This window comes from Endozoicomonas sp. SCSIO W0465, from assembly GCF_023716865.1.
GTDB lineage: Bacteria > Pseudomonadota > Gammaproteobacteria > Pseudomonadales > Endozoicomonadaceae > Endozoicomonas.
In genome coordinates this window covers 3345021-3371304 of sequence record NZ_CP092417.1, presented here as the reverse complement: position 1 = coordinate 3371304, position 26284 = coordinate 3345021, and the positions used below count along the sequence as shown (strand labels likewise).

Sequence of the window (26284 nt, the reverse complement as noted above, 5' to 3'; positions counted from 1 at the left end):
CGTTCCCTTTGCCTGGGAACGAGGTAAAAGCTGGGGCGCAGGTCATCGGGCACTTAATGCTTGAGGCAGGTGTTCAATCATGTGCCGGTCCCGGGTGATAAGGGGGCAATCGCAAAATATGGCATCAGCTGCGATCAGTCGGTCAAATGCATCTCGTGTCCAGTAAATACCGATGGCGGTTTGAATAAGGCCGGCAATCGCTGTGGTAGAACAGGTCAGGCCAATTTCACCGTACAGATCAGCAACAATCTGGCCCGGCGTGCAGGTGATGCGCTTAATCTCAAACAGGTATTGCAACTCCAGCCTGGCCATTTCCGGCAGAACGATGTCTTGGCTTTCCAGCGCTTTCCGGGCTGGCCGGGAGATCATGGATAACATGTTGCTGTGCAGGAAGACCGCAATGTGGGTATCAATCAAAACCATGGTCTTTATCCCACTGGTGAGTGGTCTCTGTTACCAGCTCGTCAGGACTGTTCAGGTTATTGGTGCAGAGGGTATCGCGCCTCTTGAGGTTATCCAGCTTTGACGATGAGGTTGTCACAAGGTCCAGCTTAAGCAGATTGTCGCCCCGTTTAATGGTCAGGGGTCGGCCACTGGCAATCACTTCGTCAACCAGCTGGTAGATGTTCTTGCGAAGCTGGGTCAGTGTTACCTTTTCGACTCCCCGTGCCGTTGTGGATGAGTCTTTTTCCATGTAAGGGCTCCTGAGATTACACGTACGTAATAAAATATAGAATGTACGTACATCGTTAGCAAGGAAAATCTGGGTCAGGTCTTTCATTATGCACATCCAATGCCGTCTATTAGAAAGACTTGGAAATTTAGAACCCTGGCCAACCTGACCTCGGCTTCTGTGGGATTTGGTCAGGTGTTGACGTTGCATTATCTTGCTCTACTTTTTTGCTCTGTGTTGATTGCCTGGGCGGCATTGAGGACAAGGTTGATGATGTACTGAATACGAGGCTATTGGATAATATTTGATGACAAAGTGCACACAATCACTATACTGGCCCTATGAAAAGCTTTAACTGGAGCGCCGAGAAGAACCAGCAGCTGATTGATCAGCGCGGTAAATCATTTGAAGAAGTTATCTTTCATATTCAAAACGGCGACCTTCTGGATGATATCGCCCATCCTAACGTTGTTGACTACCCGCACCAGAGGGTGTTTGTTGTTAACGTGACGGGCTATGCCTGGCTGGTGCCCTACGTCGAGAGCGAAAAGGAGGTCTTCCTGAAGACCCTGATACCGAGCCGAAAGTTTACCCGAGATTATCTGGAAGGTGATTCATGACAAAAAAAAATACGTTGGATCAAGAGGAGCAGTCACTACTTAATGCCCTGGAAGCAGGTGACTATCAGTCCACGTTGACCCCGGAACGCAAAGCTGAGCTGGAGAGTGTTGCTGCAGAGACTTTTAAAAAGGATAAGCGCATCAACATCCGTATCTCCCACCGTGATTTGCTGGCCATACAATCCCGTGCCCTGCGTGAAGGAATCCCTTATCAGACATTGGTTTCCAGTATTATCCATAAGTATCTTTCTGGTTCTTTGGTGGAGGTGAAGCCAGGCTCTTGACATCCTCCCACTACTAAATCTCAAGCGGTTAATAGAGAGAGCTGGGGGTCATATATGGTCCGCCCCGCATTGCAAGGAAAAGTTGTCACAACGGCTTTTAAAGAGTAATGCTTCCATATATCCGGCCTCTTAAGGTAGACATTAAGCCCCACCCACCGCACAAAGGCCTAATCTTGTACGCCCTGAACAACCATCCCGTGCAGGGTGTTCTCGTTTCGCATTATTTCCCCAGAAGTCCAGTAGCTTTTTAATGCATGAGACCAATGACTTTCCTGCATTCATCAACGATGAAATCACATTACCAAACAGGTGAGTCCCACTTTTCATCACCTTGTGCGTCGAGATTTCCTCAATGCTCCCACTTTCACAGAGGTTCGCCTGTGCAGCATGGGCAAGGTACCTTTTCAACGTCACAACCACAAAGGACATCAGAATCAGGCTAAACACCAGTGTCGCTGGCTAAGTTACCGTTAATGGTTGAATCAGCTAAACTCCCATAAAATCTACGTTGTAGGGGAGTGATATGCAATCTGAACTCTTCCAGAATTTTATTGATTCCATTTCAACATTAACCAGTGAACAGCGAGACATTCTTAACAACTCGCTCCTTAGTACTCAAATAGAGGTTACCGAGGTAGTAGAAACCACTGACTCTGAACCTGTTTACAGTGAATCTATACCCAATAACGATAATGCAACACCTGACGTAGAAAAGAGCATACTTGCCCAATTTGCCGAAAACCCCAGGTGCCCCAAATGCAAAAGCCATAGCGTTGGTCGCTGGGGCATACGAAATGGCCGACAGCGCTACCACTGCAAGACTTGCGACTCAACGTTTAACGCCTTTAGTGGAACGCCTTTGGCAAGGCTCAGGCACCCTGAAAAATGGAACAAGTACCTCGCAGGTATGACTCACTCTATGGTCTTGCGACCAGCTGCTGCTGAGAATGCCATTGACTTGAAAACTGCGTTCCGCTGGCGTCACCGCTTTCTTGAAGTGATTAATAATGATCAAGCAGAAGAGCTTTGTGGCATTACTGAGCTTGATGAAACATTTTTCCGTGAATCCTTCAAAGGGCAAAGAGAAGGCCTTCCACGGCCAACCCGAAAGCGGGGTAATGATCCCAACAAAGCCCGAAAAGTCCCGGTAATGGTGGCTCGGGACCGTAATCGAAATACCGTTGACGGTGTATTAGAAAACGAAAGTGCTAATGAATTGTGCAGGCATTTAAATGGCCGCATATCGATACAGGCCACGGTCTGTGCGGATGCACACCTCGCTCACGAAAAACTTGCTGACAAGCTTGGATTTGTCTTCAAGGAGCTGGTGACATCAGCAGGTCAACATGTTGTTGAAGGCATCTACCACATCCAGACTGTAAATTCTTATCACAGTCATTTAAAACGCTGGATTGGCGGCGTATTCCAAGGGGTTGCAACTCGTTACCTTCCCCATTATCTGGCCTGGAGGCGAGAACTGACGGCAGCAAAAAAATTAACTGTTGGCCGGTTGATCAGCAGAATTACTGAACATTGGTGCTTCCAACCATTAACGGTAACTTAGCCAGTGTCGCTGATTTGGTGTTAAAACGATGCCACCCTGAATAGGATTTGATCTCTTTGAAAATCAGCTCTATCTGCCACCGTAGACGATAGGCCTGGAGCACATCACTCAAGGTGAACTCCACCCGGTTCAGGTTGGTCACAACGAAAACCCACTTCTGTTTTTTGTCATTCCAGCGGACAACCAAGCGGAATGGCCAGGCTTTGAATCCCGGCCATTCTACATCCAGGTCGAGGCACTGGTCTTTGGGGAAGCCAGACAGTACATCCTTCAGTTTTTGTCCTTTGTAGCGATTGAGATTCTTGCCATCCTCCCGTACCGCGCTGAGTATCGTCGGGTTGATACTCTGAGGTGCCTTGCAGATAAAAGAACCCTCCCTGTCATCAATAGCGGCAAAGAGTTCCAGCTCAAAATAACCGGCATCCATTAGCATCAGGATATAGGCCATGGATGTTGGCAGTGGTGGCAGACAGTCTCTTTCTGAACGGGTATCTTCAGTCAGCTGCACCCGCACCAGGTTGTTGGTGAGAAGATCCATTGTCGTATGAAGCTCGACGGCAGCAGGACTGACCGTTGAGAACCTGCCGGGAAATGCTTCTTTCAGGGCATCATAGACAGCTTGTGACGAACCGTCCTGAATCAGAATGTGCTCAAACTCTGAAAATGGACTGTCTTCATCAAACGCCATGACTTTGCGGGAAAATATTTCCAGACACTGCACCCATAGCCACAGGATAAGAGTAGGCAGCGCGTCCTTTTTAGCTTGATTTGCCCAAGAACGATAAGAGACATTCAGCCCCGTCAACTCGTTAAATTTACGGTGTAGATCCGCCTGGGTATCGCAGTTTCCATCACCAGCGAGGGCATCGATCAGTGAGAGGATAAAATCCAAAGGACGGATATCTCGCTGTCGTATAGTAAAACCAAGCTGTTCCGCCATACTTAGGAGTTCTGACCGGTCGAAACAGGTCAACAGTTTTTTTCAACTAATCTACTATTTGCAGTACTCATCTTGTTCAGCCATTGATAATGGTTTCGAAGCTTTATTGTGGCTGTTCAAGGTGGGTTCTGCCGCCGGAAACGAACCTTTTTTGAGCTTAATGTCTACCCTAAGTATCCGGCCTTGGGGTGAGGTCTCACTGCCAAAACCCAAAGTATTGTGGGCAGGCTTTGATTCTTGGAGGAAAATCGGGGTCAAAAAATCGGAGGAAAAATAGGACACCCATATATATCTTGGTTGAGAAAATGGGTGTCCTGTTTTTCTATTTTTTCCCTATTTCTTGGGTGGTATCCCCCAATACAAATTATCAACAAAATCGATGAGATGTGTAGATTTGACAAAATACGGCAATGCCGTACACTTCTAGTCTATGATTTTCATTGAAACAAGCAAATTTACCAAGCTGCTTTCTGATTATTTATCGGATGATGAATACAGAATGTTGCAATGGCATCTACAGGAAAAGCCGGACTCTGGTGATATTGTCCGTGGTAGCGGCGGTGTTCGAAAAGTGCGTTGGGCTCCTGAAGGCAAAGGTAAAAGCAGTGGTGTTCGAGTAATTTACCACTGAAAAAAGAGTGACTACGAAATATGGATGCTCACAATTTACAGTAAATCTGAGCAAGCCACTATTCCTGGCCATATTCTCAAGAAAATTACGGAGGCTATCGAAAATGAGTAAAAGAGATATAGGTCAAGAAATTCTTGATGGCATTGAGGAGATTAAAGCTTTCAAGTCCGGTGAAGGTAAGCTTAAAACTTCTATCCTTTCCGATCCGTCACCTGCTAAAGAAATCAGGAAAAAGTTAAAGCTTTCGCAGTCTGCTTTTGCTGGCCTTATGGGTGTCAGCATAAGAACCATACAAGATTGGGAGCAAGGTCGCCGAAGCCCCCAAGGCCCAGCAAAAGCACTGCTAAGAATCGCAGAGCAATGCCCTGAAGTGTTTCAAGAGTTGCAATAATTGTAACTTCTCAAAAACTGCTGCAAAAAGTGTGGGGGGGGGGTACAAATCGGGGTCTTGATTCTTGAATGTTTCAGGCTTGATCGGGCTTAGAGTTAGTCACTATGATTTGCCCGTAACTATCAGGATTTACCCAATAACATTATTGGCACCATTGTCAATGCCAACACCACAAATAACGCATCGTAGGCAGGGTGTTTTGCATACGTGGCTACTTCCAGTGCTTTGAACCATAATCGCTCACTGCTGGTTACCGACGTGATCAGTGCTTCGGCTCGTTCGGTTGCCTGTATGGCCTGTTGCAGGCTCAATTGCTGATGGGTTATCCACTGCCAGAGGCAACATTGCACAACTCGGCCCGGAACAGGTCAGGCACATGAATGTGTTCGGTTTTTTCCAATACGGCCAGGGCTTCCTGCCGGTGTACGGGTTCATTAAACAGTGCATAGGCAAAGACCATGGTATCGATAACGGCTCGGGTCATGGTCGCCCTTCCTGTCGCCAAGCGTCCATCTCTTTGGCTGAGGTTTCCGGCAGCTCTTTCCAGCTGTTTTTTATAGCTTGAATCAGATCAGACTTCTGTTGATAGCGGGCTTCAAGCAGTTCCCGCACTTCTTGCTCCATGGAGCGGTTGCCAGCTTTGGCGCTGGCTTTTAATCGTTCGATCAGTTCGTCCGGCAGGTTACGGATGGTCAGGGTGGCCATGGATTTTGCTTCCTTAATATATGTAATCCATTACCCATGCACAGCTACTCTTCGGCATTGACCAGCCTGACGTGGTATCGGGGAAATACCGAATCAACCGAGACCAGTTCAAGCCCATCCGCAATGGCCTGGGCAACCAGCAGGCGGTCAAACGGGTCTTTATGAATCATGGGAAGGGTTCCGGACAGCTCGCCGTGGTATGGTTGGATAGGTAGCGGAGTGAAGCCTTCCTCTTCAAGAATCGAAGATAGCCCATCGGGAGCATTCAGCTTGCCCAGCCTTTTCTTAATGGCGATCTCCAGAATGGATGCAGCGCTGACATAAACCACGTTCTCTGCATTGGCAATCAACGAGCGGGTCTTTGACCCTAAACGACTATGGTCTTTAATCCACCAGAGAAAAACGTGGGAGTCCAGCAATAAGTGCCGGATACTCATTCGTCACTCTCAAACAGTTCGATGATATCATCATCTGTGCCATCCGCAGAGTCACCAAAAGCGGCATCAGGCAGGTGGACTTCATCCTTGTATCGACCGGGCTTACGGGCTTTTCGTTCACGGTAGGGTACCAGCTCAAGGTAGGGTTTGCCTGCTCTGGAGATAATGACCCGTTCTCCACGCCAGGCCATTTCGCCAAGTTGAGAAAGGCGGGTCTTGGCTTCATGCATATTGATAACCTGTCCAGGTTCGCCAGCGGATGACTCGGACATGGGCAAATCCTCCGGTTTGTTTAGCTAACAGTAGCTAACCTTTAGAGGACTGGCAAATAAAGGAGAACGAGATAAAAACGAAACCATTTTGTCGCCCTGCCCGGCAACGCTAGCGATTGACCCTGCATTGGAAAAAGTACTTAAGACCAAGTTAGAATAGTCCCACGTCACTTTTTTACAACGCATTACAGGATAACCGTTTGCCAAGCTCATCTCGTCATCGCATTGCATTGCATAGAGAGTACGGTGTGCCCGAATCTACAGAAGTGAATAATTAACAAGGAATCAAGGATCAAGCGTGTGAATCATTCTCCTGCGATTATTGTTCGTTCGGTTGTCGTAACGGTGCTGATACTCTTGCCCACGTTGACTTTTGGCACTGAGCCCATCGCTTACGATGACCCACTGGAAAGCTGGAACCGTAAGGTGTTCAAACTGAATGAAACCCTGGACAACTATGCACTGAAGCCCGTTGCCAAGACCTATAACGTTGTGACACCCAGGCCGGTGCAAACTTTAGTCAGCAACTTCTTCAGCAATCTTGGTGAGCTGAGAAATATCGCCAGTGCCGGCTTCCAGCTCAAGGTACAGGATGTACTGGTTTCCTCCGTTCGCCTGATCATCAATTCTACTGCTGGCATGCTGGGTCTGATTGATGTAGCGACACCACTAGGGCTTGACAAGCGCTATAGCGATTTCGGGCTGACTTTTGCCAACTGGGGCGTGCCGTCCGGGCCTTATCTTGTCCTCCCCTTTCTTGGCCCGGGCACCGTCCGTTCTGGCGTTGGCCTGATTCCTGACGCGTTAACCAATCCGTTAGCCTACTATGAACCTGAGCGTGCCAGCTGGATTGCCGGCGGTATTGACATCATCAATAGTCGCGCGCAACTCCTTGATGCTGAAGAGCTGATACTCGGAGACCGTTACACGTTTATCAGAGATACTTATTTACAACGACGTGAATATTTAATTACCGGCCAGCAGCCTGAAGATGACTTCTGAAGATCAACCGTGAATGACCATCACATCCGCCTGTGGCTGCCATGACTTTAAGCAAACACATTAATTTGCCGTAACTGTTCAGCACCCCCACATAAATCTGGAATTTTCTGATTTTTATACCATCCTCTTAAGCACCATTTTTCCACAATATTCGCCAGCATGATTCCAGAACTACCCGCAACTATGTCGGCTGAGATTCTCTTGAAAGAGAATGCAGAGCTGCGGATGAGAGTTGCCTGTCTGGAAGAGCGATGTCGAGAATTGGAAGAAAAGGTTGGCAAGAACAGTCAAAACAGCAGCAAGCCGCCATCGTCTGATGGTTATCAAAAACCTTGTAAAAACAGTAATTCTCCAGATCATTCTGACGACCTTTCCGCAGATAAAGGTACCGATCCATCGGATGAAAAACCCAATCCTAAAAGTCTGAGACAGTCTTCTGGTAATAAAGCCGGTGGAAAGAAAGGGCATCAGGGCACTTGTCTTAAACAGGTCGATATCCCTGACTATATTGAGTACCTTCCGGTTAAAGAATGCAATAAATGTCAGGCGTCTCTTCTTGATAGTGAGCCGGTCAAATATATTGAACGACAGGTGTTTGAACCAGGGAGACCGGGTGAATTTGAAGTAACGGCCCATAGAGCTGAAGTAAAAATCTGCACTTGTGGTTGTCGGAATCAGGCTGAATTCCCGGAAGGTGTTACCGCTGCCGCACAATATGGCTCAGCCACACAGGCTATGGCCGTCTATCTTAACCAATACCATTTCCTGCCTTTTAAGCGCGTGTCAGAGTATTTTAATACTCTCTATAAAATGAGTGTAAGTGCAGGCACTGTCGCCAATTTTGTGGCCAGAACCTATGAAAATCTGGCTTCTACTGAAGAGGTTATTCGTGACGCCTTGCGGGAATCGTCTGTTGCCGGAGCCGATGAAACGGGTATGCGGGCCGAGGGCTCTTTGCACTGGCTACACGTTATGCGGGATGAACAATGGACGCTCTACTACTTGTCTGAAAAGCGAGGTCGTGAGGCCATGGACACGATGGGCATACTGCTAACATTTGCAGGCGTTCTGGTTCATGATCATTGGAAATCCTATTTTGCATATGCGGCAACTCACGTACTTTGCAATGCCCATCACCTGAGGGAGCTTTTGGGTGTTGTTGATAGGGACAGCAATCAACTGGCGTTGCGATTGATGAAGCTACTGAGGCTTTCCTGGCATTACTGCAAGGGCTTTAAGACCATAGGTATGCTACAGATGCCAAGTGTTGTCTGTGAACGAATCGAGAAGATTTATGACCGGTTGCTTCAGCGGGCTCTAATGAAAGAAGTCGTCTATATGGAGAAGCAACGAGAGGAGCTTAAGCGCAAGAAAGTCAAGAATACTAAAGCTTACAATCTCTTCAAACGACTCACTGAGTTCAAGGCTGAGACACTGCGCTTCATGTCAGATTTTACCATTCCCTTCGATAACAATGGCAGTGAGCGGGATGTTCGAATGGCCAAGTTAAAGCAGAAAATCTCAGGCTGCTTCAGGAGTGCAGACGGTGGTTCTATGTTTGCACGGATTCGCAGCTATTTGTCGTCTGCCAGAAAACAGGGAATGGACATATATCAATCACTTCATAGAGCTGTTCGGAATTACTGTAATATGCCTTTGCTCAGTGCTGAATAGTTACTCGACAAGGTAATCGCCAAGGGCAAATTGGTGGTTGATGGCGGCAAGATGGCAGTTGATCTGCAGCCTCCGCCGCGCAGTGAAATACTCTCTTCGAAGTTGAGAATCCCATCCATTACCCCGGCTGATATGAAGGTATACACCGATCTGAAAACCGACAGGGTCAATGTACTGTCCATGGAGGTGGATTTTGACGTGCCGTTTGTCCGTCGTCGTCGGGATGTTACGCTCAAGGTTGAGAATGGTGTGGTGCTTCCGGATGTCGAGAACGATGTGCTCTATGCTACGGTGGTTGAACGTTTTGGCAAGAATGGTAACAAGCCGGTGGCTTTTGTTTCCGGCTGGAAACTGAAAGCCGGCGCCATGGCCAGCTCCAAGGCACCGGATGACAACAACATTGTCTGCATCGGCACTAACTCTGAAGACATGTCCATTGCCATCAACTATCTGGCAGAAAAAGGTGGTGGTCAGGTCATTGTGAAAGATGGCGAGGTGGTTGACTTTATCCATCTGCCTATCTGTGGCATCACCTCCGATATCAGCCCTAAAGCGATGGCAGCAGCCGAGATTAAGATGAAGGCAGTCACCCGGGCACTGGGCTGTGACCTCCCAGACCCGATCTTCTACATGTGCTGCCTGGAAATCACAGCCATTCCAGATTATGCCATGACTGACCTGGGTGCAGTGAGTTTTGCCGGGCAGAGCGTCTTTAATCCAGTACTCAGCGCCGCTGAATAACCCAGAAGACCTCGACACAACAACGCCTCGTTCCCACGGTCCACCGTGGGAATGCATACCCCCCACTGCCCGGTCACTCCCGGGGGAACGAGGAGTGATTACCTGACATACATTCCGGAAAATATGAAATAACTGATCGATATGGCCGCAGGCCGAATCCCCGTAGATACTCTGATTATCAACTGTAAAGTGGTGGACGTCTTTAACCAGCGCCTGATTGATGGACCACTGGCCCTGGGCATGGGCAAAGTCATTGGTATCGGTGATTATCAAGCCGATGAAATCATTGACGCCAACGGCGGCATTGTGATGCCAGGCCTGATTGACAGCCATGTGCATATTGAGTCGTCTTCCATCACTCCGCCCCAGTTTGCCCGAATTGTTCTGCCCCACGGCACCACCACGATCATTGCCGACCCCCATGAAATCGCCAATGTCTGCGGTCTTGATGGTATTCGCTATATGCTGGATGCGTCCAGAAATCTGCCACTGAATGTGAAAATCATGCTGCCCTCCTGCGTACCGGCAACACCTTTTGAGGAAGCGGGAGCAAAATTACTGGCAGAAGATCTGGCTGAACTGATCAACCATCCGGATGTACTGGGGGTTGGTGAAGTCATGGACTTCCCTGCCGTCGTCAATGGTGATGACGACATGCTGGCCAAAGTGAAACTGGCACACGACCATGGCTATATTGCAGATGGCCACAGCCCCGGATTGAAGGGGTTGGAGCTTCAGGCCTATGCCATGGCCGGCATTAAAACCGACCATGAATGCTCCAGTATTGACGCGATGCTGGCCCGAATCCAGATGGGCATGTATATTCAAATCCGCGAAGGCTCTGCCTGTAAAGACCTGCTGGCGCTGGTGAAAGGCGTCAATGCCGGCAACGCCCGCCGCTGCCTGTTCTGTACCGATGACCGCGAGCCAAAGGATATTATCCATGGCGGTCATATCAATAAAAACCTGCGCCTGGCCGTTGAAGCCGGTATTGACCCGATCATGGCCATTACCATCGGCACCCTCAATGCAGCAGAGTGTTACGGCCTGAAAAAGAAAGGAGCCCTGGCCCCCGGTTACGATGGCGATGTGGTGATCGTTGACGATTTGCAGAGTTTTAAGGTCAATCGCGTACTCTGTGCTGGTCAGGAAGTTGCCCGCCACGGCGAATTGCTGGTTGATATTGAAGACTATCACTGCCCTTCCGTCATGAATACGGTCAATCTGGCACCACTGAGTGTTGAGAACTTCCGGTTACCGCTGAGTTCTGAAAAAGCCAGAGCGATCGGTGTACTTCCCGGCGGGGTGCTGACCAAAGCCCTGGAGGTGGCCGTGCAAGCTGATCACCACGGCCTGTTCCATACCCGCCTGAACCCGGGACTGAATAAGCTGGCCGTGATTGAGCGTCATAAAGCGTCCGGCAATATGTCCCTGGCCATTCTGGCCGACTATGGGCTGACTGGCGGGGCAGTTGCCACCACCGTTTCCCACGACTCCCAGAACATTGTTGTGGTAGGTGATAACGATCAGGATATGTTGACGGCCGTAAAGCAGGTTGAATCCATCGGTGGCGGTTTTGTTCTGGTGCACAATGGTGATGTGATTGGTGAACTGCCATTACCAATAGCCGGCCTGATGTCGGATCAGAGTGCCGAGACCGTCGCTAACACCATGGGAGAGTTGTTAGACAGGGCACGAAATACGCTGGGAGTGAATGCCAATATTCAACCATTGATGACCCTGGTCTTTATGAGCCTGCCAGTGATTCCGGAACTGAAGCTGACATCAAATGGGCTGTTTGACGTCAGAACTTTTTCATTTGCTGAAACCAGTATTATTTAATCCCGGTACCCGTCTGGTAATAACCGCTTATTACCAGACTCTATAGTGAACACATTTAATTTGAAGTTCAAAAGTCAGGGATCTCAACTGTTATAGCCGTTCCAGCAACGATCGATCTAAAAAATGCTATCCTCAAGTCACCAGAATTTCTGAATGAGGCCATCTCTTGATACCCTCGTATCAGTCAGCATAAATGGGAGGGGTTTAATTTATCCAAAAATGATGCAAGGCTTAAGTCTGAACCATTAACTTGCCTTATTAATGTCAGGACTTTGATCCCTAATCTTAATGGTTCATAGTCTCTACAATCGAACTCCAAATGAATATTGTTCTCCCTGCTCAGGTGTACACGTGCAATATGCAATATTTCTTCTTTGGTTAATTTGAAAGCCAGATCCATGCTTGTTAAATCAGGCATTACTTCCTTATAACTGAATTTGTTAGTAGCCACCGCATTCAGCAAACCCTTTTCATCAGGACAAGAAAGCGCATTTATAAAGAAATCTATCACTTTTCGATATGTAGAACCGGGGATAGAGACTTCTCCTTCAACCAGCGCGATTATTTCACGGCCAAGCAGGGCAATTTGCTTTGGGGACCATTCTGAATCAAGCTTCGAGGCAACGATACTTTTTGCTTCAACCCCGACAATCTGGTTCACATCCTGTTGTGAAGTCTCTTGAAAAGGGGAACTCCCCCTGGATGTTGATGTATGAGAAACTGGCGTCATAAAATAAACCTCATAACTAAATCAGTGGATTAGTTAATTCAGACCGTAGTACAGCAGTAAAGTTCCAAAGACCAGGTATGCTCATTCTCAAACTGAATGACAGGTTTTCAGCCCCGCAAAAGACGCACGTTAACAGCCATTAAGGAAATCTCCTGAAACCAGATTCCTTCGAAGTTCCTCTGTGAATTGCAGTATCAACAGGAATGTCCATAACTGGCAATGATGTTACTCAAGGCCAGTTATCCAGATAATTTCAAAATGCCCAGAAAGGATTTTCCATTTCCAGACTTAGCGGCTTTCCATAGCCCGGAACATTAACCTGTTTGTCACTGAACTCTAAATCAGAGCCATCCAGCACACCGTCTCCAAACCGATAAACAGGCTTTGCTTCCCCAGTCTGGCAACGTTGTTCATAATCCTCCTGCTGACGGGTGACTGACTCGTTTTTCCGCTGCCATTGAGTCAGGGTCCTATCGCCATGACGGGCTTGCAGCATTTTTCGGGTTAATTCAGGACTGAGCAGCAGTGCTGTGGCATTGTTACCACCAAAACCTTTGGCATTAATCAGCGCAAGATCCACCTGACCAACACCGGTTTCCAGATGATTCAGCAGAATATTGAGTTTTTCCGAGTAAACATCGTCAGCCAGGCCACTGATCGTTGTGATACCGGGAATGATCCCATGCTTCCATACGCCCAGTGTTGCCATGATCTGATCACCACCGGCTGCGCCAATGGAGTGGCCAACATAACTTTTCACAGCGGCAACCGGCCAGCTCTCCATGCCAAACACTTTTGCGGTTTCACTGAGAATCTGTGATTCAGTCACCCGGTTCTGAGGAGTGCCTGTACCATGAGCCTGAACAAAGCTCCGATAGCGCAGGGCATCATCACCGGCAATGGCCCTTCCCAGAGCGGCAGCACGTGCAACGGTCAAATGATTACCAGCACCCGGTGCTGAAATGGACTTTTTATAGCCATCGGCGTTGATGAATACATCCGCCACCGCTCCGAGAATCTCTGCGCCACACTCAAGAGCCAGTTCATCATCCATCAGAACCAGAAACTGGCTGGATTCAGCAATTGTAAAGCCAGCATTATCACCAAATGGCCGACAAGCTCTTCTCCAGTCCGGGTTTGCAGCATCAGATAGCCCGTCCAGGCTTCGAAGGGCAGCATCCGTTGTCAAGGCTCCCATGGTGGAATAACCTTCCATGACCTCCGGGGTAACAGGTGCTTCACTGTTACCGACAATCACCAAACGGCGGCGTCCACTGCGAATTTCAGAAGCGGCCTGCTCCAGGTTATAAAGCATGGTGGCACAGGCACCCATCCCAGTCCCGGTGCCACCCAGTGAGCCCAGAATATAAGCATTGATAAAATCTGCGGACATCTCGGCAAAACCCAGTGGACACTGCTTGGAAGTCACCCGCTTACCCATCAAACGGGACTGAAGCATGCCGCCATTGCCGTTAAAATCAAGCTGACTCATGGCACTACCGGAATATACCGCTACCTGTTCAGGGCTTAGCTGTTGCTTAATCGCATTCCAGTCCATACCGGAAGAATAGATAGCATCGGACGCACCGAACACCGTCATTGTCAGTGATCTGGGATGGTTCCGGGACTGGTACAGTTTTTCAGGAGCAAAACCGCTCGGTAACTGACCCGCAACACTGACCAGCGATTCACGGGTTGAAGGAACCATCAACTGCTGGGTGCCTTCTGTTTTCACCTTGATTTGACCATCTTCCAGTTTTTCTAACTGCCAGCCAGCGGGCAGTGGATTCGGTAAACGACGTCCTTGAAGGATAAATTCAGATCCGGCCTCAGCCTGAATGGCCTGGTGAATGGGAATGGCTTTATGATTAAACAGGTTGTTTTCCAGCTGTCGAATCAAGGTTCCAGACAGAATATCTTCCCGGCTGCTCCCTTCTGGCAGATTTCTTAGCGTTTTAAGCGCAGCCAGGGTATCACGCTGCGACTGATCACTCAGACATTCCAGCACCAAACGACGGTAACCATGAAAACCAGACGTTCTTCCAGCCGGGCTGATCCCACCTTGAGCAACAATAACGGGTAATCTGGACAAACCACACTCCTGTATAACAACGGAATTATCTGCCACTCAGTCTGGGTAGAGATCAGGTTGTTATGAAGGCAAATTAAGAATCAAATGAAGTTGGCACTAGTTTAATGATTTCGTGATAAACTTAACCGGATGAGAAAGACACAGATACCGACAGAAAAGACGCACAGGTGAGCGATTTTCATACAAATGCTGCAACAACCTCCCCCCATTGAGTTGAACCGGGTGCTGATACCCATGGTAGAGCATATGATCAGTACCAGTGTGACGTTGCCGCTTGAGATGCTTGAAGCGGCAATGACGTACACCAGGCTGTCCTCAAATAAAAAAAGTATTGAGGTTCACTTCTGCGCCAGAACGCCAGCCCCCGTCATCACCACTGGAGGACTGAGACTCACGCCCGACAGAACCTTTAAACAGAGCGGCTATGGTGATCTGATCCTGATTCCTGCGCTTTGGCGCAACCCGATTCCGGTGGTCAGGAAACACCCCGAAATCGTTGAATGGTTACAACGTCAATACGATTCTGGTGCCGTATTTGCAGCAGCAGGCACCGGAGTGGCCTTTATGGCAGCTACCGGGCTTCTGGATACAAAACCAGCAACAACACACTGGTTTTACATGGAAAAATTACAGCGTTTTTTTGCTGAGATTGAGTTCAAACCCAATCACCTGATTACCCGTGCTGGTCGTATCTACTGCGCTGGCAGTGTCAATTCAGTGGCCGATCTGATGGTGCATCTCATTGGTGTCGCCCTGGGGGAATCCATTGCCCAGAAGGTTGAGCAGCAGTTCTCCCATGAAATCAGAAAGCCTTTCAAAGACACCCATTTTGCTGAAGATCATGTGACGGCACACCAGGATGAAGTGATCGTTTCCCTGCAGGACTTTATCCATCACCATTTTGCCAGTGTGATTTCTCTTGCTGAGCTTGGCCAACGGTCCGGTTTGAATTCCCGGACACTGAATCGCCGCTTTCAGCAGGCAACCGGTTCACCGCCCATGGAGTATCTCCGAAAAATCAGGCTTGATCAGGCCAGAGATCTGTTAAAAAATACGAACCTGGGTATTGCAGAATTAGCTCTTCAGGTGGGATATGCCGACGCCGACTATTTTTCCAGATTATTCAAGCGTCGCTATCAGCTCACGCCTTCTGAATTTCGCAGAAGTGTCCGGGGCAAACTGTTCTACCTGAACGACACCCCAATGGAATGATTACAGTAAACCCCGGAAACGTCCGGGGTATTGGAGACTCCCTCACATGTTTCTGAAAAAACACGCGCTGGCCGCAGGATTGTTTTCCCTCTGCCTTTCATCTGCTAGCCTGGCTGCCTCCCCGCTGGGCATTTGGAAAACCATTGATGACAGCTCAGGTGAAGCAAAAAGTTATGTCACGATTTTCGAAGATAATGGCAAGCTCTCCGGCAAAGTGACCCGGATTATTGACCCAGCCAAACAGGACAGTATTTGCGACCAGTGCCAGGACGATCTGAAAGATCAGAAAATTCAGGGTATGACCATACTCTGGGATATGGAAAAACAAGGGAGCAAGTACGATGACGGAAAAATCGTCGATCCTGAGTCCGGCAAAGTCTACAGCGCTAACATGAAAGTTCTGGAAGATGGACGCAAACTGGAAGTCCGGGGCTACATCGGTTTCTCGCTGATTGGCCGCTCACAAACCTGGGAACGCGTTGAAGATTAATAGATAATTCATTGAACTCATTAATAATTACTACAATATCTCTGATTGCAGCCGGTCTGATCACCGGCTCAATTCTGTTCTGGACCCTACGCCTCGGCATCGGCCCTACCCCTACCTCCCGGAGAGTCAGGACCGCTATCAGAGATGTACTTCCCGATGATGTACCCGGTGATATTGTCGAGCTTGGCTGCGGCTGGGGACACCTGATTCCCACATTAAGAGAAAAATATCCTGATGGAAAGATTAAGGTCTGGGAGCGTTCTCCAATTCCGGCCCTATTTACTCAAACATGCTACGGTATTGATGTAAAAAGAGCGGATTTCTTTCAGGCAGACCTCGGTAATGCCGGCCTTATTGTTTGTTATTTGTACCCCGGAGCTATGGAGCGTGTTGAACAGGAACTGCTCCCTCAACTACCAACCGGTTGCTGGTTAATTACCCATACATTCAGCCTTTCTGGCAGAAAACCGGTTCAGGCCATCAAGGCCGACGATCTGTATAAGACCCCCATTTACCTGTATCAGGTTGGCTGAAACGTCAGTCACTTCTCAGTTAAGATTAAACACCGGTATTTGCTGTGCCTTGCCCTGCCAGCGATATATTTCCAACTCAGCAGGATCACAGGAAACACAGCCCTTCTTGCAGGCCAGAAAGCAGCCCGGCTGCTCGCAGCTCAACTGACCTTTCCTTAACCAGTGAGAGAGCATCCCTCTCATGGCCTCCGGTGACGTATTGAATTTCACACTGAGATCAGCCAGAGAACAAACTTTCTGCTGTTTCAAATAATCACGAATGTTGATCAGCATGATCAGCCCCCGGGACTTCAGGTTTCGGTTAACGGCCAAAGCTACTGACAGTGCTTATGGCCACTTTGCCTCTACTACATCACTGTGGACTGACATCCATCCGCCCTTGCAATACCGTAGCTCCCATCCGTTTCATCAAGGTAACCACAATAAACATCATCAGTATTACCGATATCACCCAGAGCAGGGTTTCACCAGGCTGTACAGACACCAGTGACAGCTGATAGTAAACAGTGGCAACAGCATAGCCAAGGAAGAACGTCCATCCGGCAATGAACAGCGCCCATCCCAGGCTTGTTTCCCGGTAAATAGCGCCCAGTGCTGCTACGCAGGGAGTATAAAGAAGGATCATTAATAAGTAGGCAATAACCGCAGCATGACTTGGGAACAGGCCAGCCATGACAGAGAAAGTGCTGACCGTAACGGCCTGATCTTCTGCAACCGCATCCAGATCAGTCAGATCGCCAACGCCAACTCCCAGTGGATCTGTCAGCGTTCCACTTAAACCACTCAGATTGGCCGGAATCGTTGCAATGGCTTCCTTGATACCTGCCAACAGGTCAAAATCCGCTTCACCCTGAGTTTCAGCATTTTCAGAAGCGGCAATCGCACCATACATTGAGTCAAGAGTACCAACAACGGCTTCTTTCGCCAGAATACCAGTAAACAGGCCTACAGCCGCTGGCCAGTTTTCTTCCGTCATGCCCATGGGGGCAAACACAGGGGTAATGGTTTGGCCAATCTTGCTGAGCATTGAACTCTGAGTGTTCTGGTGACCGAAAGAGCCATCGGTACCGATAGCATTCAGGGTGTTCAACACGACCACAACCATGACAATCGCCTTGCCAGCACGCAGGAGAAAAGCTTTGAGACGGTCCCATGTGCGTAACATTACCTGGGTCACCGATGGCAAGTGATAATTTGGCAACTCCATGATGAATGCCGAACTATCGCCACTGAGGATACTCTGTTTGAGAATCAATCCGGTAAATATCGCCGCCAGAATACCCACCAGGTAGAGGATAAACACAACATTCTGACCTGACTCAGGAAAAAAGGCAGCAGCAAACAGGGCATATACGGGCAAACGGGCCCCGCAAGACATAAAGGGTGCCATGGAGATCGTCAACAGGCGATCCTTCTCGTTATCCAGTGTTCGTGCTGCCATGATCGCTGGCACGTTGCAGCCAAAGCCAACCAGCATCGGCACAAATGCTTTGCCGGGAAGACCGAGAAGACGCATTAGCCGGTCAATGACAAAAGCAGCTCTGGCCATATATCCCGAATCTTCCAGTATGGAAAGGAACAGAAACAAAAAAGCAATGACCGGAATAAAGGTCGAAACGGTCTGGATACCACCACCCACACCATCAGCCAGAAGTGTCACAACCCAGGCAGGAGCACCAACAGAGTTCAGCCAGTGGCCGAGTCCGTCCACCAGCAGAGTCCCGGTAAAAATATCAAAGAAATCAATAAAGACGCTGCCGACGTTAATGGTGAACATGAACATCAGGTACATGACACCAAGGAAAATGGGAAACCCCAACACCCGGTTCAGTACCACACGATCAATGGATTCGGTCAGTCGATGACTGGCAACACCTCTCTCACGAATCACTGACGCCATGATATGACCCACTGCATCGTAACGTCGACTGGCCAGTATAATGTCCAGATCTTCCTCATGGGCCGCTTCAATGATATGACGCTGCTGAGTGGCCACATCAACCACTTGTCTGGTCAGTTCCGGGAGCGGGACACGGTCACCCTCCAATAACTTCAATGCATACCAACGTCGGGAAAGCGGATTATCAAGAACCGCTGACTCTTCGAGAGTCGATTCAATAACACCAATGGCCTGTTCCAGCTGTTCACCAAGATTCATCGGTGGAGCCACTGAAATACCATTATCCAGAAAGTCATTAATGTCTGTTAAAAAGGCTTTGATATTGCCTGTCTTACTGGCAACCAGTGGCAGCACTGGGCAGCCAAGCTCCTCAGAGAGCTGATCAATATCAATGTCCATGCCTTTTTCTTTGGCAACGTCCATCATATTGAGAACGACAATGACCGGAACCCCCATATCCAGCAATTGAGTGGTCAGGTACAAATTTCTTTCTATATTTGAGGCATCAAGAATATTGATGATCAAATCTGCTTCACGCTTGAGGATGTAGTCACGGGCCACCTTCTCATCAAGAGAGACGTCGCTGTCCACAACATCCAGGCAGTACGTCCCGGGCAGATCAACAACTTCAATGGAGTGATTTTCAAAGGTATAAAAGCCACTGCGCTTTTCAACCGTTACCCCGGGCCAGTTACCAACCCGCTGCCGGGCACCTGTTAACGCATTGAACAGCGTTGTCTTACCACAGTTAGGGTTCCCTACGATTGCAACAATATGCTTTTTCATACTCTGGCAACCTCAACAACTGCGGCTTCATCCTTTCGAATAGACAATTGGAAGCCTCTGACTTCCAACTGAATTGGATCTCCCAAAGGAGCAACACGACAAACCGTGAACCGGGTTCCGGGCGTCAATCCCATTGCCAGCAACTTTCGCCGGTAGGCGCTGCCAGCATCCAGAAATGCTGTCACCCGGCCACATTCACCGCTCTTCAGCTCACCCAGTGTCACCTTCATCTACTTATCTCCGCAGGCATCATGTCTCAGTTTTGGAAACGCTTTCTCTGCACTGCAGGCAATGATTCTCAAAACGCCCAAAATATTTCAACTCAAATCATATGCCAGGAACAAAAGCCTAATTTTTGTAGGTTTTTTAGTTTGAAATGGTGGGTGCCTGACAAATTTTCGACTGATAAAAATATATACGCAAATGAGAATTGTTACAATTTAGAGAGCGATTAACGAACCCTGTTTATTGACCAGTGTCAATTCACGTCATTTGTACATCAGTGTAATTCGGGCCAGATCGGTAAAATCTGCGATGTATGCAGTAAAGATCGACTGGTTAGCAGGACAGCCAATCAGTCGTTCCTTGAAGTATTAATAACTGACAAGCAGGCATCTTATGGAATCGATGGGTACATCGCACCAGACATAAACTGAAGAATGCGGTTAACCTGGCAGCTGTAACCAAACTCATTGTCATACCAGACATAGAGTACACAGCGTTTTCCATCAACGATGGTGGCCTGTCCATCAACTACACCAGCACGGCGGCTACCCACAAAATCACTGGAAACCGCTTCAACAGATGTGACATAGTCCACCTGTTTCTGCAGTCTTGAATACAGTGACGTTTCCCTGATGAAGCTATTAAGCTCTTCAACTGTCGTCGCCTTTGCCAGGGAAAGATTAAGGATTGCCAGTGAAACATTCGGGGTTGGCACCCGAATGGCGTTACCCGTCAACTTACCCTCAAGTTCAGGCAAAGCTTTGGCAACGGCTTTCGCCGCTCCGGTCTCGGTAATCACCATATTCAGGGCAGCACTGCGCCCACGACGCTCACCTTTGTGATAGTTGTCGATCAGATTCTGATCATTGGTGTAGGAGTGAACCGTCTCAACATGACCATATTCAACACCAAACTGATCATGAATGGCCTTTAAAACCGGAGTAATAGCGTTAGTAGTACAGGAGGCGGCGGAAAGAATCTGATCCGTTGGCTCAATATCTTTATGATTTACCCCATAAACGATATTCTTGATATCCCCTTTACCCGGTGCCGTCAACAGGACTCTGGATACCCCCCTGGACTGCAAATGCTGGCTTAGTCCTTCTTTGTCGCGCCATTTCCCGGTATTGTCGACAACCACCGCATGATGAATGCCATACTGCGTGTAATCAATAGCATCCGGAGAGTTCGAATAGATTACCTGAATGGCCACACCATTGGCATAGATGACTTTATTCTCTTCATCGACAGAAATAGTGCCCTGAAAAGAACCATGAACGGAGTCACGACGCAGGAGGCTTGCGCGCTTCTGTAGATCATTTTCTGCACCACCGGGCCTGACGACAACGGCTCTCAGATTAAGGCCTGCCCCACTGCCAGCACGCTCAATCAGAATTCTGGCCATTAACCGACCAATTCGTCCAAAGCCATACAATACTACATCCTGACCAGGCTCCAGAGTCTGCTTATGGCCGTTGGCCACGGGTGCTACCTTTTCGGTCACATACTCATCCAGAGAACGCCCTTCACTCTCAGAACGATAACCAACAGCCAGCTTGCCAATATCGATACGGGATGGTCCCAGATCAAGGCCACTGAGAATCTCAAGTACAGGGTAAGTCTCACGAACAGAAAGACCATTATCTTCAATCTGACGGACAAACTTATGGGCTTTCAGGAGATTAATGACGGAGCGGTTAATGACGGGTCGTCCAAAAATAGACGTGACAACGTTGTGATTTCTATAAAGCTGGCCGATCAACGGGATCATTGACTCAGCCAGTGCTTCACGTTCTTTCCAGTCCTGAAAACGGTCTGTTGCCACGATAAATTCCCGTTTATTATTGCTATTTCAGATTCAGCCCCGTCATTGGGACTATTGTTTTGCCAGTATTATCCTTATTGGAGGTATCTGAGGCAACAAAGATCAACAAACATTATCATCAGCAATATTGACGCACGAAATTTTTACCCTTTTCAGTCATTTCACCCTGCGAATACTGGGAGAAAAGAATCACAAAGGCTACAATCCACCTCTTGTGTCGGTATGTGTAAAAATATCCGCAGCCAATTCCGGACAAATTCTCGTCATTTGGGTTAATCAGGAGGACCTTCAGAATTTTCATGTTTCAACACACTATCCCTCTGCCAACTCATCCCGGCGACAAGCTTCAATGGGGAAACCTCTCTAAAACCGGACCTGCCTTTACCATTTCCTGTGCTGCGGTAAGGGACAACCATCCGCTGATGATTATTACCCCAGACAGTTCATCAGCGAGCCGACTCGAAGAAGAGCTGGCCTTTTTCCTTGCTGAAGAGGGGCACATAGACGTTCAGCAAATGCCGGACTGGGAAATATTACCCTACGATACCTTCTCACCCCATCAGGATATTATTTCCCAGAGACTGTCAACGCTTTACCACCTTCCTTCGGCCGACAACCGTGACAGAAAAAAAGTGCTGATTGTGCCAGTCACCACGCTGTTACATCGTTTGTGCCCGAAAAGCTATTTACTTGGCAGCGGCCTGTCTTTGCAACCGGGAACCCGGTTTATCATTGATGAACGCCGAGGCCAGTTTGAACAGGCAGGGTATCGCTGTGTCGACTCAGTGATGGAACATGGTGAGTTTGCCATCCGTGGTTCTATTGTTGATATTTTTCCTATGGGGGCTGAGACGCCTTATCGGGTTGACCTCTTTGATGATGAGATAGAATCTCTGAGAACTTTTGATCCTGAAACCCAGCGTTCCATTGCAACGGTTCAGGAAATAGAACTGTTACCAGGACACGAATTTCCCCTGGATAAGCAAGGGATAGAGCTATTTCGCAGCAACTTTCGGGAAACTTTTGACGTTAACTATCGTGAATGCCCAATTTACCAGGACATTAGCGGGGGGATTGCCAGCCCTGGCATTGAATACTACCTGCCTCTCTTCTTCCGGGAAACGTCCACGCTGTTTGACTACATTCCACAAAATACCCGAATACTGGTCTATGATGCCATGGACTCATCCCTGGACCATTTTTATTCGGATGTTCACTCACGTTATGAAAACCGACGCGTTGACCCCCAAAGGCCGATTCTCCCGCCCTCCAGGGTGCTGATGCCTTCTGAAGAGTTACATCGCAGACTGAACGACTTCCCCAGAGTGACATTGTTTGAACAGCCTGTTGCACCTAAAGCCGGTCGGTTTAACCTGAATTGCCAAGCGTTGCCGGAACTGACCATTAATGCCCGGCTTGAGCACCCACTGGCACACCTCAACACTTTCATCAATGGCATCAATCATGTCCTTCTGGTCGCCGAAAGCGCCGGGCGGAGAGAAGTATTGCTGGAGCTGCTGAGTCAAAATAATATAACCCCTGACCTTTGCGATAGCTGGCCCGGGTTTCTCAGAGAAAAGCCGGCCCTCGCTGTCTGTACCGGGCTACTGGATAACGGACTGTATTTACCGGAAGAACAAATTGCTGTTATCCCGGAAGCTCTTTTGCTCGGCCAGAGAGTACAACAGAGCCGGCGAAGAAAAGTGGATGATGAACAAAGTGCTGACCAGGTTATTCGCAATCTTACAGAACTGAGAATCGGCGCACCTGTCGTTCATATTGACCATGGCGTTGGCAGGTACAGAGGACTGGAAACACTGGTAGTGGATGGCCAGACCACTGAGTTCCTGACCCTGGAATATGCTAACGAAGCCAAACTCTATGTTCCTGTGGCGTCTCTTCACCTGATTTCCCGATACACCGGTGCTGATGATGAACTTGCCCCACTCCATCGGCTGGGTAGCGACCAATGGAGCAAGGTGCGTCGAAAGGCCGCAGAAAAAGCAAGAGATGTGGCCGTTGAACTGCTGGACATTTATGCCCGCCGGGAAGCTCGAAAAGGGTTTCCGTTCATCAAGCCAGAGCAAAACTACCTGGCCTTTGCTGCTGCCTTTCCGTTTGAAGAGACACCCGATCAACAACAGACAATTGCAGCCGTCATTCATGATATGTGCGCCCCAAAACCAATGGACCGGCTGGTCTGCGGTGATGTTGGCTTTGGTAAGACAGAAGTTGCCATGCGTGCCGCCTTCCTTGCTGTCCACAGCGGGAAACAGGTGGCAATTCTAGTGCCAACCACCCTTCTGGCACAGCAGCACTATGAAAGCTTTAAGGATCGCTTTGCCGATTGGCCGGTAGAAATTGATGTTATTTCACGATTCAAGTCGCAGAAATCGGTGGATCAGGCAAAAGAGCGGCTCACGGAGGGCAAACTGGATATCATTATTGGTACCCACAAGATTCTTCAGGGTGACCTTACATTTAAAGACCTTGGCCTTCTGATTATTGATGAAGAGCACCGCTTTGGGGTCCGCCATAAAGAAAAGCTCAAATCATTAAGATCCGAGGTTGATATCCTGACGCTGACCGCAACACCGATCCCAAGAACACTCAATATGGCCATGTCCGGTATTCGTGACCTGTCGATTATTGCAACACCACCGGCACGGCGGCTGTCCGTTAAAACCTTTGTTCGTCAATATGATCAGCCCCTGGTAAAAGAAGCGATTCTCCGGGAACTGCTTCGTGGCGGACAGGTATACTATCTCCATAATCAGGTTGAAACCATTGAGAAAGTAGCGAGTGACCTGCAGGAGCTGATTCCGGAAGCAAGGGTCGTCACAGGTCATGGTCAGATGCGTGAACGTCAGCTCGAACAGGTAATGTCAGACTTTTACCATAAGCGTTACAACGTTCTGATATGCACAACCATTATTGAAACCGGTATCGATATCCCCAATGCCAATACCATCATCATCAACAGAGCCGACAAATTCGGACTGGCGCAACTGCATCAGCTGAGAGGCAGGGTTGGCCGCTCACACCATCAGGCATATGCCTACCTGTTAACACCGCCACCAAAAGCCATCACTGCTGACGCCGTGAAACGGCTTGAAGCAATTACCGAGGCTCAAACACTGGGTGCCGGTTTCATGCTGGCCTCGAACGATCTGGAGATCAGAGGAGCTGGCGAACTGCTGGGTGAAGGTCAGAGTGGCCAGATACAGAGCGTAGGGTTTACGCTCTACACCGAGATGCTTGAACGGGCCGTTGCTGCCATTCGCAATGGCGAAACACCCAATCCGGACCAGCCTTTGAACCATGGCACCGAAGTGAATTTACGGCTTCCGGCCCTTTTACCTGAGGACTATATTCATGATGTTCATAGCCGCTTAATCCTCTATAAGAGAATTGCCGCTGCTGATAATGAGGAAAAGTTGAAAAACCTTCAGGTTGAGCTGATCGATCGATTTGGTCTGTTACCCGATCCGGCCAAAAACCTGTTCCGCCAGATGAAGTTAAAACTCCATGCTCAGAGACTGGGAATCAAGAAGGTTGACGCCAGCAGTAAAGAGGCAAGGGTAGAGTTTGAAGAACAGCCCAATGTCGATCCCATGCTGATTATTCAACTTATTCAGTCAAGCCCACAGCAGTTCAGACTGGAAGGAAGCAGCATCTTAAAGTACATTGACTCAATGGACACTCCAGAGCAGAGGTTTAAGGCGACAGAAGTACTTCTGGCCAGGCTTGCTGGTTAAAAGCTTATGGGCACCAGTAGATATCTTACTGTTTTCAGGCAGCTTAATGCTGCCGAAAAAATGTCATACCCCTGATTCTGGATTGGGAAATCCAAGGATATTCTGCATGAAAAAACTTCAGTTTATCGCATTGTCGATAGCACTACTGTTAAATTTACCACTTTCTGCTTCACAAAAAGAGAGCAATGGAAAGCCTGACGCTTCATGGTATCAGGTGGATCTTGTCGTTTTTCGTTACCTCAATAATGACAGTGGCGAAGCCTGGCCAACTGTTGCTGGTTACCGGTTACCGACAAAGGCAATCAGACTGAAAACTCATTCTGCAGGTTCTGCTGATAACAGCCCCCTGTTTGAAATTGTTGCGCCTGACAACCAGCTTTCCAGACAACCTGATATTGTGCGTGATGCCTACATCGCTTTACCAGCCAATGAAAGATTACTGAACAACCAGGTGACTTCACTTGAGAAATCGGGGAGTTATCAGGTGATTACCCAAAAAGCATGGCGAATGCCGGTAAGTTCTGAATCAGGTAAGCAACCGATTGCAATCCGGGCTTTGATTGGTGGGCAGGACACTCTGTTGCTGCAGGGAACGGTCAGCGTCAGTGAAGAACGTTTTCTGCATGTTGACATTGATCTTTGGCTGAATAAATTAAGCCCGGAATCCCTTTATTCGACACTCTCCGGAAAACAGCATAAATATAATCAAAAGACATCCGGCGTTCTTGCTGATTCTCATACAGGATCTGACAATCTGGTTAGACTGCATGATGGTTCGCCACCTCTGCGCATAACTGATAACTTTCAAATCAAACAGCGAAGGAGAATCCGCAATACAAAGGAAATTCAATACATAGACAGCCCGGAGATTGGAGTTCTCATCAAACTTACTCCCTATGATCGCCCTGACGCCCTGGTAGAAACGGGAATGACAATTTCACAATATAGCAGCTGAAG

General features: G+C 48.5%; 29 protein-coding genes. 14 read left to right on the top strand and 15 right to left on the bottom strand.

Annotated features, from left to right (window positions below; all coding sequences use genetic code 11):
- Positions 1–42: 42 nt before the first annotated feature.
- Together MJO57_RS15030 and MJO57_RS15025 are read right to left on the bottom strand one after the other, a co-directional pair.
- Positions 43–423, bottom strand: coding sequence for a PIN domain-containing protein (locus tag MJO57_RS15030; protein ID WP_252026488.1), 381 nt, complete (start codon positions 421–423; stop codon positions 43–45).
- A complete protein-coding gene (locus MJO57_RS15025) occupies positions 410–694 on the bottom strand; it encodes a type II toxin-antitoxin system Phd/YefM family antitoxin (protein WP_252026486.1) in 285 nt (94 codons plus the stop codon). Before MJO57_RS15025 ends, MJO57_RS15030 begins: the two co-directional genes overlap by 14 nt.
- A gap of 320 nt (positions 695–1014) precedes the next feature.
- On the opposite strand from MJO57_RS15025, the gene MJO57_RS15020 reads away from it, so the two are divergent.
- Positions 1015–1293 carry a hypothetical protein gene (locus MJO57_RS15020; RefSeq protein WP_252026484.1) on the top strand — a complete coding sequence of 93 codons (279 nt, stop codon included), beginning with the start codon at positions 1015–1017 and terminating at the stop codon, positions 1291–1293.
- Positions 1290–1577, top strand: coding sequence for an antitoxin (locus MJO57_RS15015; protein ID WP_252026482.1), 288 nt, complete (start codon positions 1290–1292; stop codon positions 1575–1577). The genes MJO57_RS15020 and MJO57_RS15015 overlap by 4 nt, the downstream gene beginning before the upstream one ends.
- Positions 1578–1718: 141 nt before the next feature.
- On the opposite strand, the gene MJO57_RS15010 is transcribed toward MJO57_RS15015, so the two are convergent.
- Positions 1719–2024: a hypothetical protein gene (locus MJO57_RS15010; RefSeq protein WP_252017680.1), complete on the bottom strand. Its 306-nt coding sequence runs from the start codon at positions 2022–2024 to the stop codon at positions 1719–1721.
- Between the two features lie 76 nt (positions 2025–2100).
- Between MJO57_RS15010 and MJO57_RS15005 the strand changes: the two genes are divergently transcribed.
- Positions 2101–3141 (top strand): IS1595 family transposase, encoded by a 1041-nt coding sequence (locus MJO57_RS15005; protein WP_252017335.1) that lies wholly within the window; start codon positions 2101–2103, stop codon positions 3139–3141.
- On the opposite strand, the gene MJO57_RS15000 is transcribed toward MJO57_RS15005, so the two are convergent.
- Complete coding sequence (locus MJO57_RS15000) at positions 3101–4081, bottom strand: IS4 family transposase (protein WP_252026480.1); 981 nt, start codon at positions 4079–4081, stop codon at positions 3101–3103. The genes MJO57_RS15005 and MJO57_RS15000 overlap by 41 nt on opposite strands.
- A gap of 430 nt (positions 4082–4511) precedes the next feature.
- Here MJO57_RS15000 and MJO57_RS14995 point away from each other — a divergent pair, with 430 nt between their 5' ends.
- A complete protein-coding gene (locus tag MJO57_RS14995; protein WP_252026478.1) occupies positions 4512–4712 on the top strand; it encodes a hypothetical protein in 201 nt (66 codons plus the stop codon).
- Positions 4713–4815: 103 nt separating this feature from the next.
- Positions 4816–5103 carry a DNA-binding transcriptional regulator gene (locus tag MJO57_RS14990; RefSeq protein ID WP_252026476.1) on the top strand — a complete coding sequence of 96 codons (288 nt, stop codon included), beginning with the start codon at positions 4816–4818 and terminating at the stop codon, positions 5101–5103.
- Between the two features lie 122 nt (positions 5104–5225).
- On the opposite strand, the gene MJO57_RS14985 is transcribed toward MJO57_RS14990, so the two are convergent.
- From MJO57_RS14985 to MJO57_RS14965, 5 genes are read right to left on the bottom strand one after another with little or no spacing between them, the layout of a single operon-like run.
- A complete protein-coding gene (locus MJO57_RS14985; protein ID WP_252026474.1) occupies positions 5226–5453 on the bottom strand; it encodes a hypothetical protein in 228 nt (75 codons plus the stop codon).
- Complete coding sequence (locus tag MJO57_RS14980) at positions 5426–5587, bottom strand: PIN domain-containing protein (RefSeq protein ID WP_252026472.1); 162 nt, start codon at positions 5585–5587, stop codon at positions 5426–5428. The genes MJO57_RS14985 and MJO57_RS14980 overlap by 28 nt, the downstream gene beginning before the upstream one ends.
- The gene (locus tag MJO57_RS14975; RefSeq protein WP_252026470.1) at positions 5584–5808 is read right to left on the bottom strand and encodes a hypothetical protein; all 225 of its coding nucleotides are present in this window, start codon (positions 5806–5808) and stop codon (positions 5584–5586) included. The genes MJO57_RS14980 and MJO57_RS14975 overlap by 4 nt, the downstream gene beginning before the upstream one ends.
- A 44-nt stretch (positions 5809–5852) precedes the next feature.
- Positions 5853–6245, bottom strand: a complete 393-nt coding sequence (locus MJO57_RS14970) for a type II toxin-antitoxin system VapC family toxin (protein WP_252026468.1) — start codon at positions 6243–6245, stop codon at positions 5853–5855.
- Positions 6242–6517, bottom strand: a complete 276-nt coding sequence (locus MJO57_RS14965) for a type II toxin-antitoxin system Phd/YefM family antitoxin (RefSeq protein ID WP_252026466.1) — start codon at positions 6515–6517, stop codon at positions 6242–6244. The genes MJO57_RS14970 and MJO57_RS14965 overlap by 4 nt, the downstream gene beginning before the upstream one ends.
- A gap of 300 nt (positions 6518–6817) precedes the next feature.
- Between MJO57_RS14965 and MJO57_RS14960 the strand changes: the two genes are divergently transcribed.
- The 4 genes from MJO57_RS14960 (at position 6818) to ade (ending at position 11776) form a co-directional block, all read left to right on the top strand.
- Positions 6818–7519, top strand: coding sequence for a VacJ family lipoprotein (locus tag MJO57_RS14960; RefSeq protein WP_252026464.1), 702 nt, complete (start codon positions 6818–6820; stop codon positions 7517–7519).
- A 159-nt stretch (positions 7520–7678) separates the two neighbouring features.
- Positions 7679–9193, top strand: coding sequence for an IS66 family transposase (locus MJO57_RS14955; RefSeq protein ID WP_252017330.1), 1515 nt, complete (start codon positions 7679–7681; stop codon positions 9191–9193).
- 33 nt (positions 9194–9226) lie between these two features.
- A complete protein-coding gene (locus tag MJO57_RS14950; protein WP_252026462.1) occupies positions 9227–9934 on the top strand; it encodes an adenine deaminase C-terminal domain-containing protein in 708 nt (235 codons plus the stop codon).
- 141 nt (positions 9935–10075) lie between these two features.
- Positions 10076–11776: an adenine deaminase gene (gene ade / locus MJO57_RS14945; RefSeq protein WP_252026460.1), complete on the top strand. Its 1701-nt coding sequence runs from the start codon at positions 10076–10078 to the stop codon at positions 11774–11776.
- 184 nt (positions 11777–11960) lie between these two features.
- Here the strand turns inward: ade and MJO57_RS14940 are convergent, their stop codons facing one another.
- Both MJO57_RS14940 and MJO57_RS14935 read right to left on the bottom strand, forming a co-directional pair.
- A complete protein-coding gene (locus MJO57_RS14940) occupies positions 11961–12506 on the bottom strand; it encodes a hypothetical protein (protein WP_252026458.1) in 546 nt (181 codons plus the stop codon).
- A 253-nt stretch (positions 12507–12759) separates the two neighbouring features.
- Complete coding sequence (locus MJO57_RS14935) at positions 12760–14514, bottom strand: beta-ketoacyl synthase (RefSeq protein ID WP_371924844.1); 1755 nt, start codon at positions 14512–14514, stop codon at positions 12760–12762.
- Positions 14515–14784: 270 nt separating this feature from the next.
- Between MJO57_RS14935 and MJO57_RS14930 the strand changes: the two genes are divergently transcribed.
- The 3 genes from MJO57_RS14930 to MJO57_RS14920 are packed head-to-tail and all read left to right on the top strand — an operon-like array spanning position 14785 to position 16833.
- Positions 14785–15810 (top strand): GlxA family transcriptional regulator, encoded by a 1026-nt coding sequence (locus tag MJO57_RS14930; RefSeq protein ID WP_252026456.1) that lies wholly within the window; start codon positions 14785–14787, stop codon positions 15808–15810.
- A gap of 46 nt (positions 15811–15856) precedes the next feature.
- Positions 15857–16300, top strand: coding sequence for a DUF2147 domain-containing protein (locus tag MJO57_RS14925; RefSeq protein WP_252026455.1), 444 nt, complete (start codon positions 15857–15859; stop codon positions 16298–16300).
- Between the two features lie 11 nt (positions 16301–16311).
- A complete protein-coding gene (locus MJO57_RS14920; protein WP_252026453.1) occupies positions 16312–16833 on the top strand; it encodes a hypothetical protein in 522 nt (173 codons plus the stop codon).
- A 15-nt stretch (positions 16834–16848) separates the two neighbouring features.
- Here MJO57_RS14920 and MJO57_RS14915 read toward each other — a convergent pair whose 3' ends face one another.
- The 4 genes from MJO57_RS14915 to MJO57_RS14900 form a co-directional block, all read right to left on the bottom strand.
- On the bottom strand, positions 16849–17145 hold the full coding sequence (locus MJO57_RS14915; RefSeq protein WP_252026451.1) for a FeoC-like transcriptional regulator: 297 nt from the start codon (positions 17143–17145) through the stop codon (positions 16849–16851).
- 40 nt (positions 17146–17185) lie between these two features.
- Entirely contained in the window at positions 17186–19519 is a 2334-nt protein-coding gene (gene feoB, locus MJO57_RS14910) for a Fe(2+) transporter permease subunit FeoB (RefSeq protein WP_252026449.1), read from the bottom strand.
- On the bottom strand, positions 19516–19749 hold the full coding sequence (locus tag MJO57_RS14905; protein ID WP_252026447.1) for a FeoA family protein: 234 nt from the start codon (positions 19747–19749) through the stop codon (positions 19516–19518). Before MJO57_RS14905 ends, feoB begins: the two co-directional genes overlap by 4 nt.
- Positions 19750–20135: 386 nt before the next feature.
- Positions 20136–21569: a glyceraldehyde-3-phosphate dehydrogenase gene (locus tag MJO57_RS14900; protein WP_252026445.1), complete on the bottom strand. Its 1434-nt coding sequence runs from the start codon at positions 21567–21569 to the stop codon at positions 20136–20138.
- Positions 21570–21868: 299 nt separating this feature from the next.
- Between MJO57_RS14900 and mfd the strand changes: the two genes are divergently transcribed.
- Together mfd and MJO57_RS14890 are read left to right on the top strand one after the other, a co-directional pair.
- Positions 21869–25327, top strand: coding sequence for a transcription-repair coupling factor (gene mfd / locus MJO57_RS14895; RefSeq protein ID WP_252026443.1), 3459 nt, complete (start codon positions 21869–21871; stop codon positions 25325–25327).
- A gap of 106 nt (positions 25328–25433) precedes the next feature.
- Entirely contained in the window at positions 25434–26282 is an 849-nt protein-coding gene (locus tag MJO57_RS14890; RefSeq protein WP_252026440.1) for a CsiV family protein, read from the top strand.
- Positions 26283–26284 lie beyond the last annotated feature (2 nt).

Bases quoted from the DNA above. Each gene is read 5' to 3' on its own strand.
- MJO57_RS15030 (WP_252026488.1), bottom strand. From the start codon at position 423: ATGGTTTTGATTGATACCCACATTGCGGTCTTCCTGCACAGCAACATG.
- MJO57_RS15025 (WP_252026486.1), bottom strand. From the start codon at position 694: ATGGAAAAAGACTCATCCACAACGGCACGGGGAGTCGAAAAGGTAACA.
- MJO57_RS15020 (WP_252026484.1), top strand. From the start codon at position 1,015: ATGAAAAGCTTTAACTGGAGCGCCGAGAAGAACCAGCAGCTGATTGAT.
- MJO57_RS15015 (WP_252026482.1), top strand. From the start codon at position 1,290: ATGACAAAAAAAAATACGTTGGATCAAGAGGAGCAGTCACTACTTAAT.
- MJO57_RS15005 (WP_252017335.1), top strand. From the start codon at position 2,101: ATGCAATCTGAACTCTTCCAGAATTTTATTGATTCCATTTCAACATTA.
- MJO57_RS15000 (WP_252026480.1), bottom strand. From the start codon at position 4,081: ATGGCGGAACAGCTTGGTTTTACTATACGACAGCGAGATATCCGTCCT.
- MJO57_RS14995 (WP_252026478.1), top strand. From the start codon at position 4,512: ATGATTTTCATTGAAACAAGCAAATTTACCAAGCTGCTTTCTGATTAT.
- MJO57_RS14990 (WP_252026476.1), top strand. From the start codon at position 4,816: ATGAGTAAAAGAGATATAGGTCAAGAAATTCTTGATGGCATTGAGGAG.
- MJO57_RS14980 (WP_252026472.1), bottom strand. From the start codon at position 5,587: ATGACCCGAGCCGTTATCGATACCATGGTCTTTGCCTATGCACTGTTT.
- MJO57_RS14975 (WP_252026470.1), bottom strand. From the start codon at position 5,808: ATGGCCACCCTGACCATCCGTAACCTGCCGGACGAACTGATCGAACGA.
- MJO57_RS14970 (WP_252026468.1), bottom strand. From the start codon at position 6,245: ATGAGTATCCGGCACTTATTGCTGGACTCCCACGTTTTTCTCTGGTGG.
- MJO57_RS14965 (WP_252026466.1), bottom strand. From the start codon at position 6,517: ATGTCCGAGTCATCCGCTGGCGAACCTGGACAGGTTATCAATATGCAT.
- MJO57_RS14955 (WP_252017330.1), top strand. From the start codon at position 7,679: ATGATTCCAGAACTACCCGCAACTATGTCGGCTGAGATTCTCTTGAAA.
- ade (WP_252026460.1), top strand. From the start codon at position 10,076: ATGGCCGCAGGCCGAATCCCCGTAGATACTCTGATTATCAACTGTAAA.
- MJO57_RS14940 (WP_252026458.1), bottom strand. From the start codon at position 12,506: ATGACGCCAGTTTCTCATACATCAACATCCAGGGGGAGTTCCCCTTTT.
- MJO57_RS14930 (WP_252026456.1), top strand. From the start codon at position 14,785: ATGCTGCAACAACCTCCCCCCATTGAGTTGAACCGGGTGCTGATACCC.
- MJO57_RS14925 (WP_252026455.1), top strand. From the start codon at position 15,857: ATGTTTCTGAAAAAACACGCGCTGGCCGCAGGATTGTTTTCCCTCTGC.
- feoB (WP_252026449.1), bottom strand. From the start codon at position 19,519: ATGAAAAAGCATATTGTTGCAATCGTAGGGAACCCTAACTGTGGTAAG.
- MJO57_RS14905 (WP_252026447.1), bottom strand. From the start codon at position 19,749: ATGAAGGTGACACTGGGTGAGCTGAAGAGCGGTGAATGTGGCCGGGTG.
- mfd (WP_252026443.1), top strand. From the start codon at position 21,869: ATGTTTCAACACACTATCCCTCTGCCAACTCATCCCGGCGACAAGCTT.
- MJO57_RS14890 (WP_252026440.1), top strand. From the start codon at position 25,434: ATGAAAAAACTTCAGTTTATCGCATTGTCGATAGCACTACTGTTAAAT.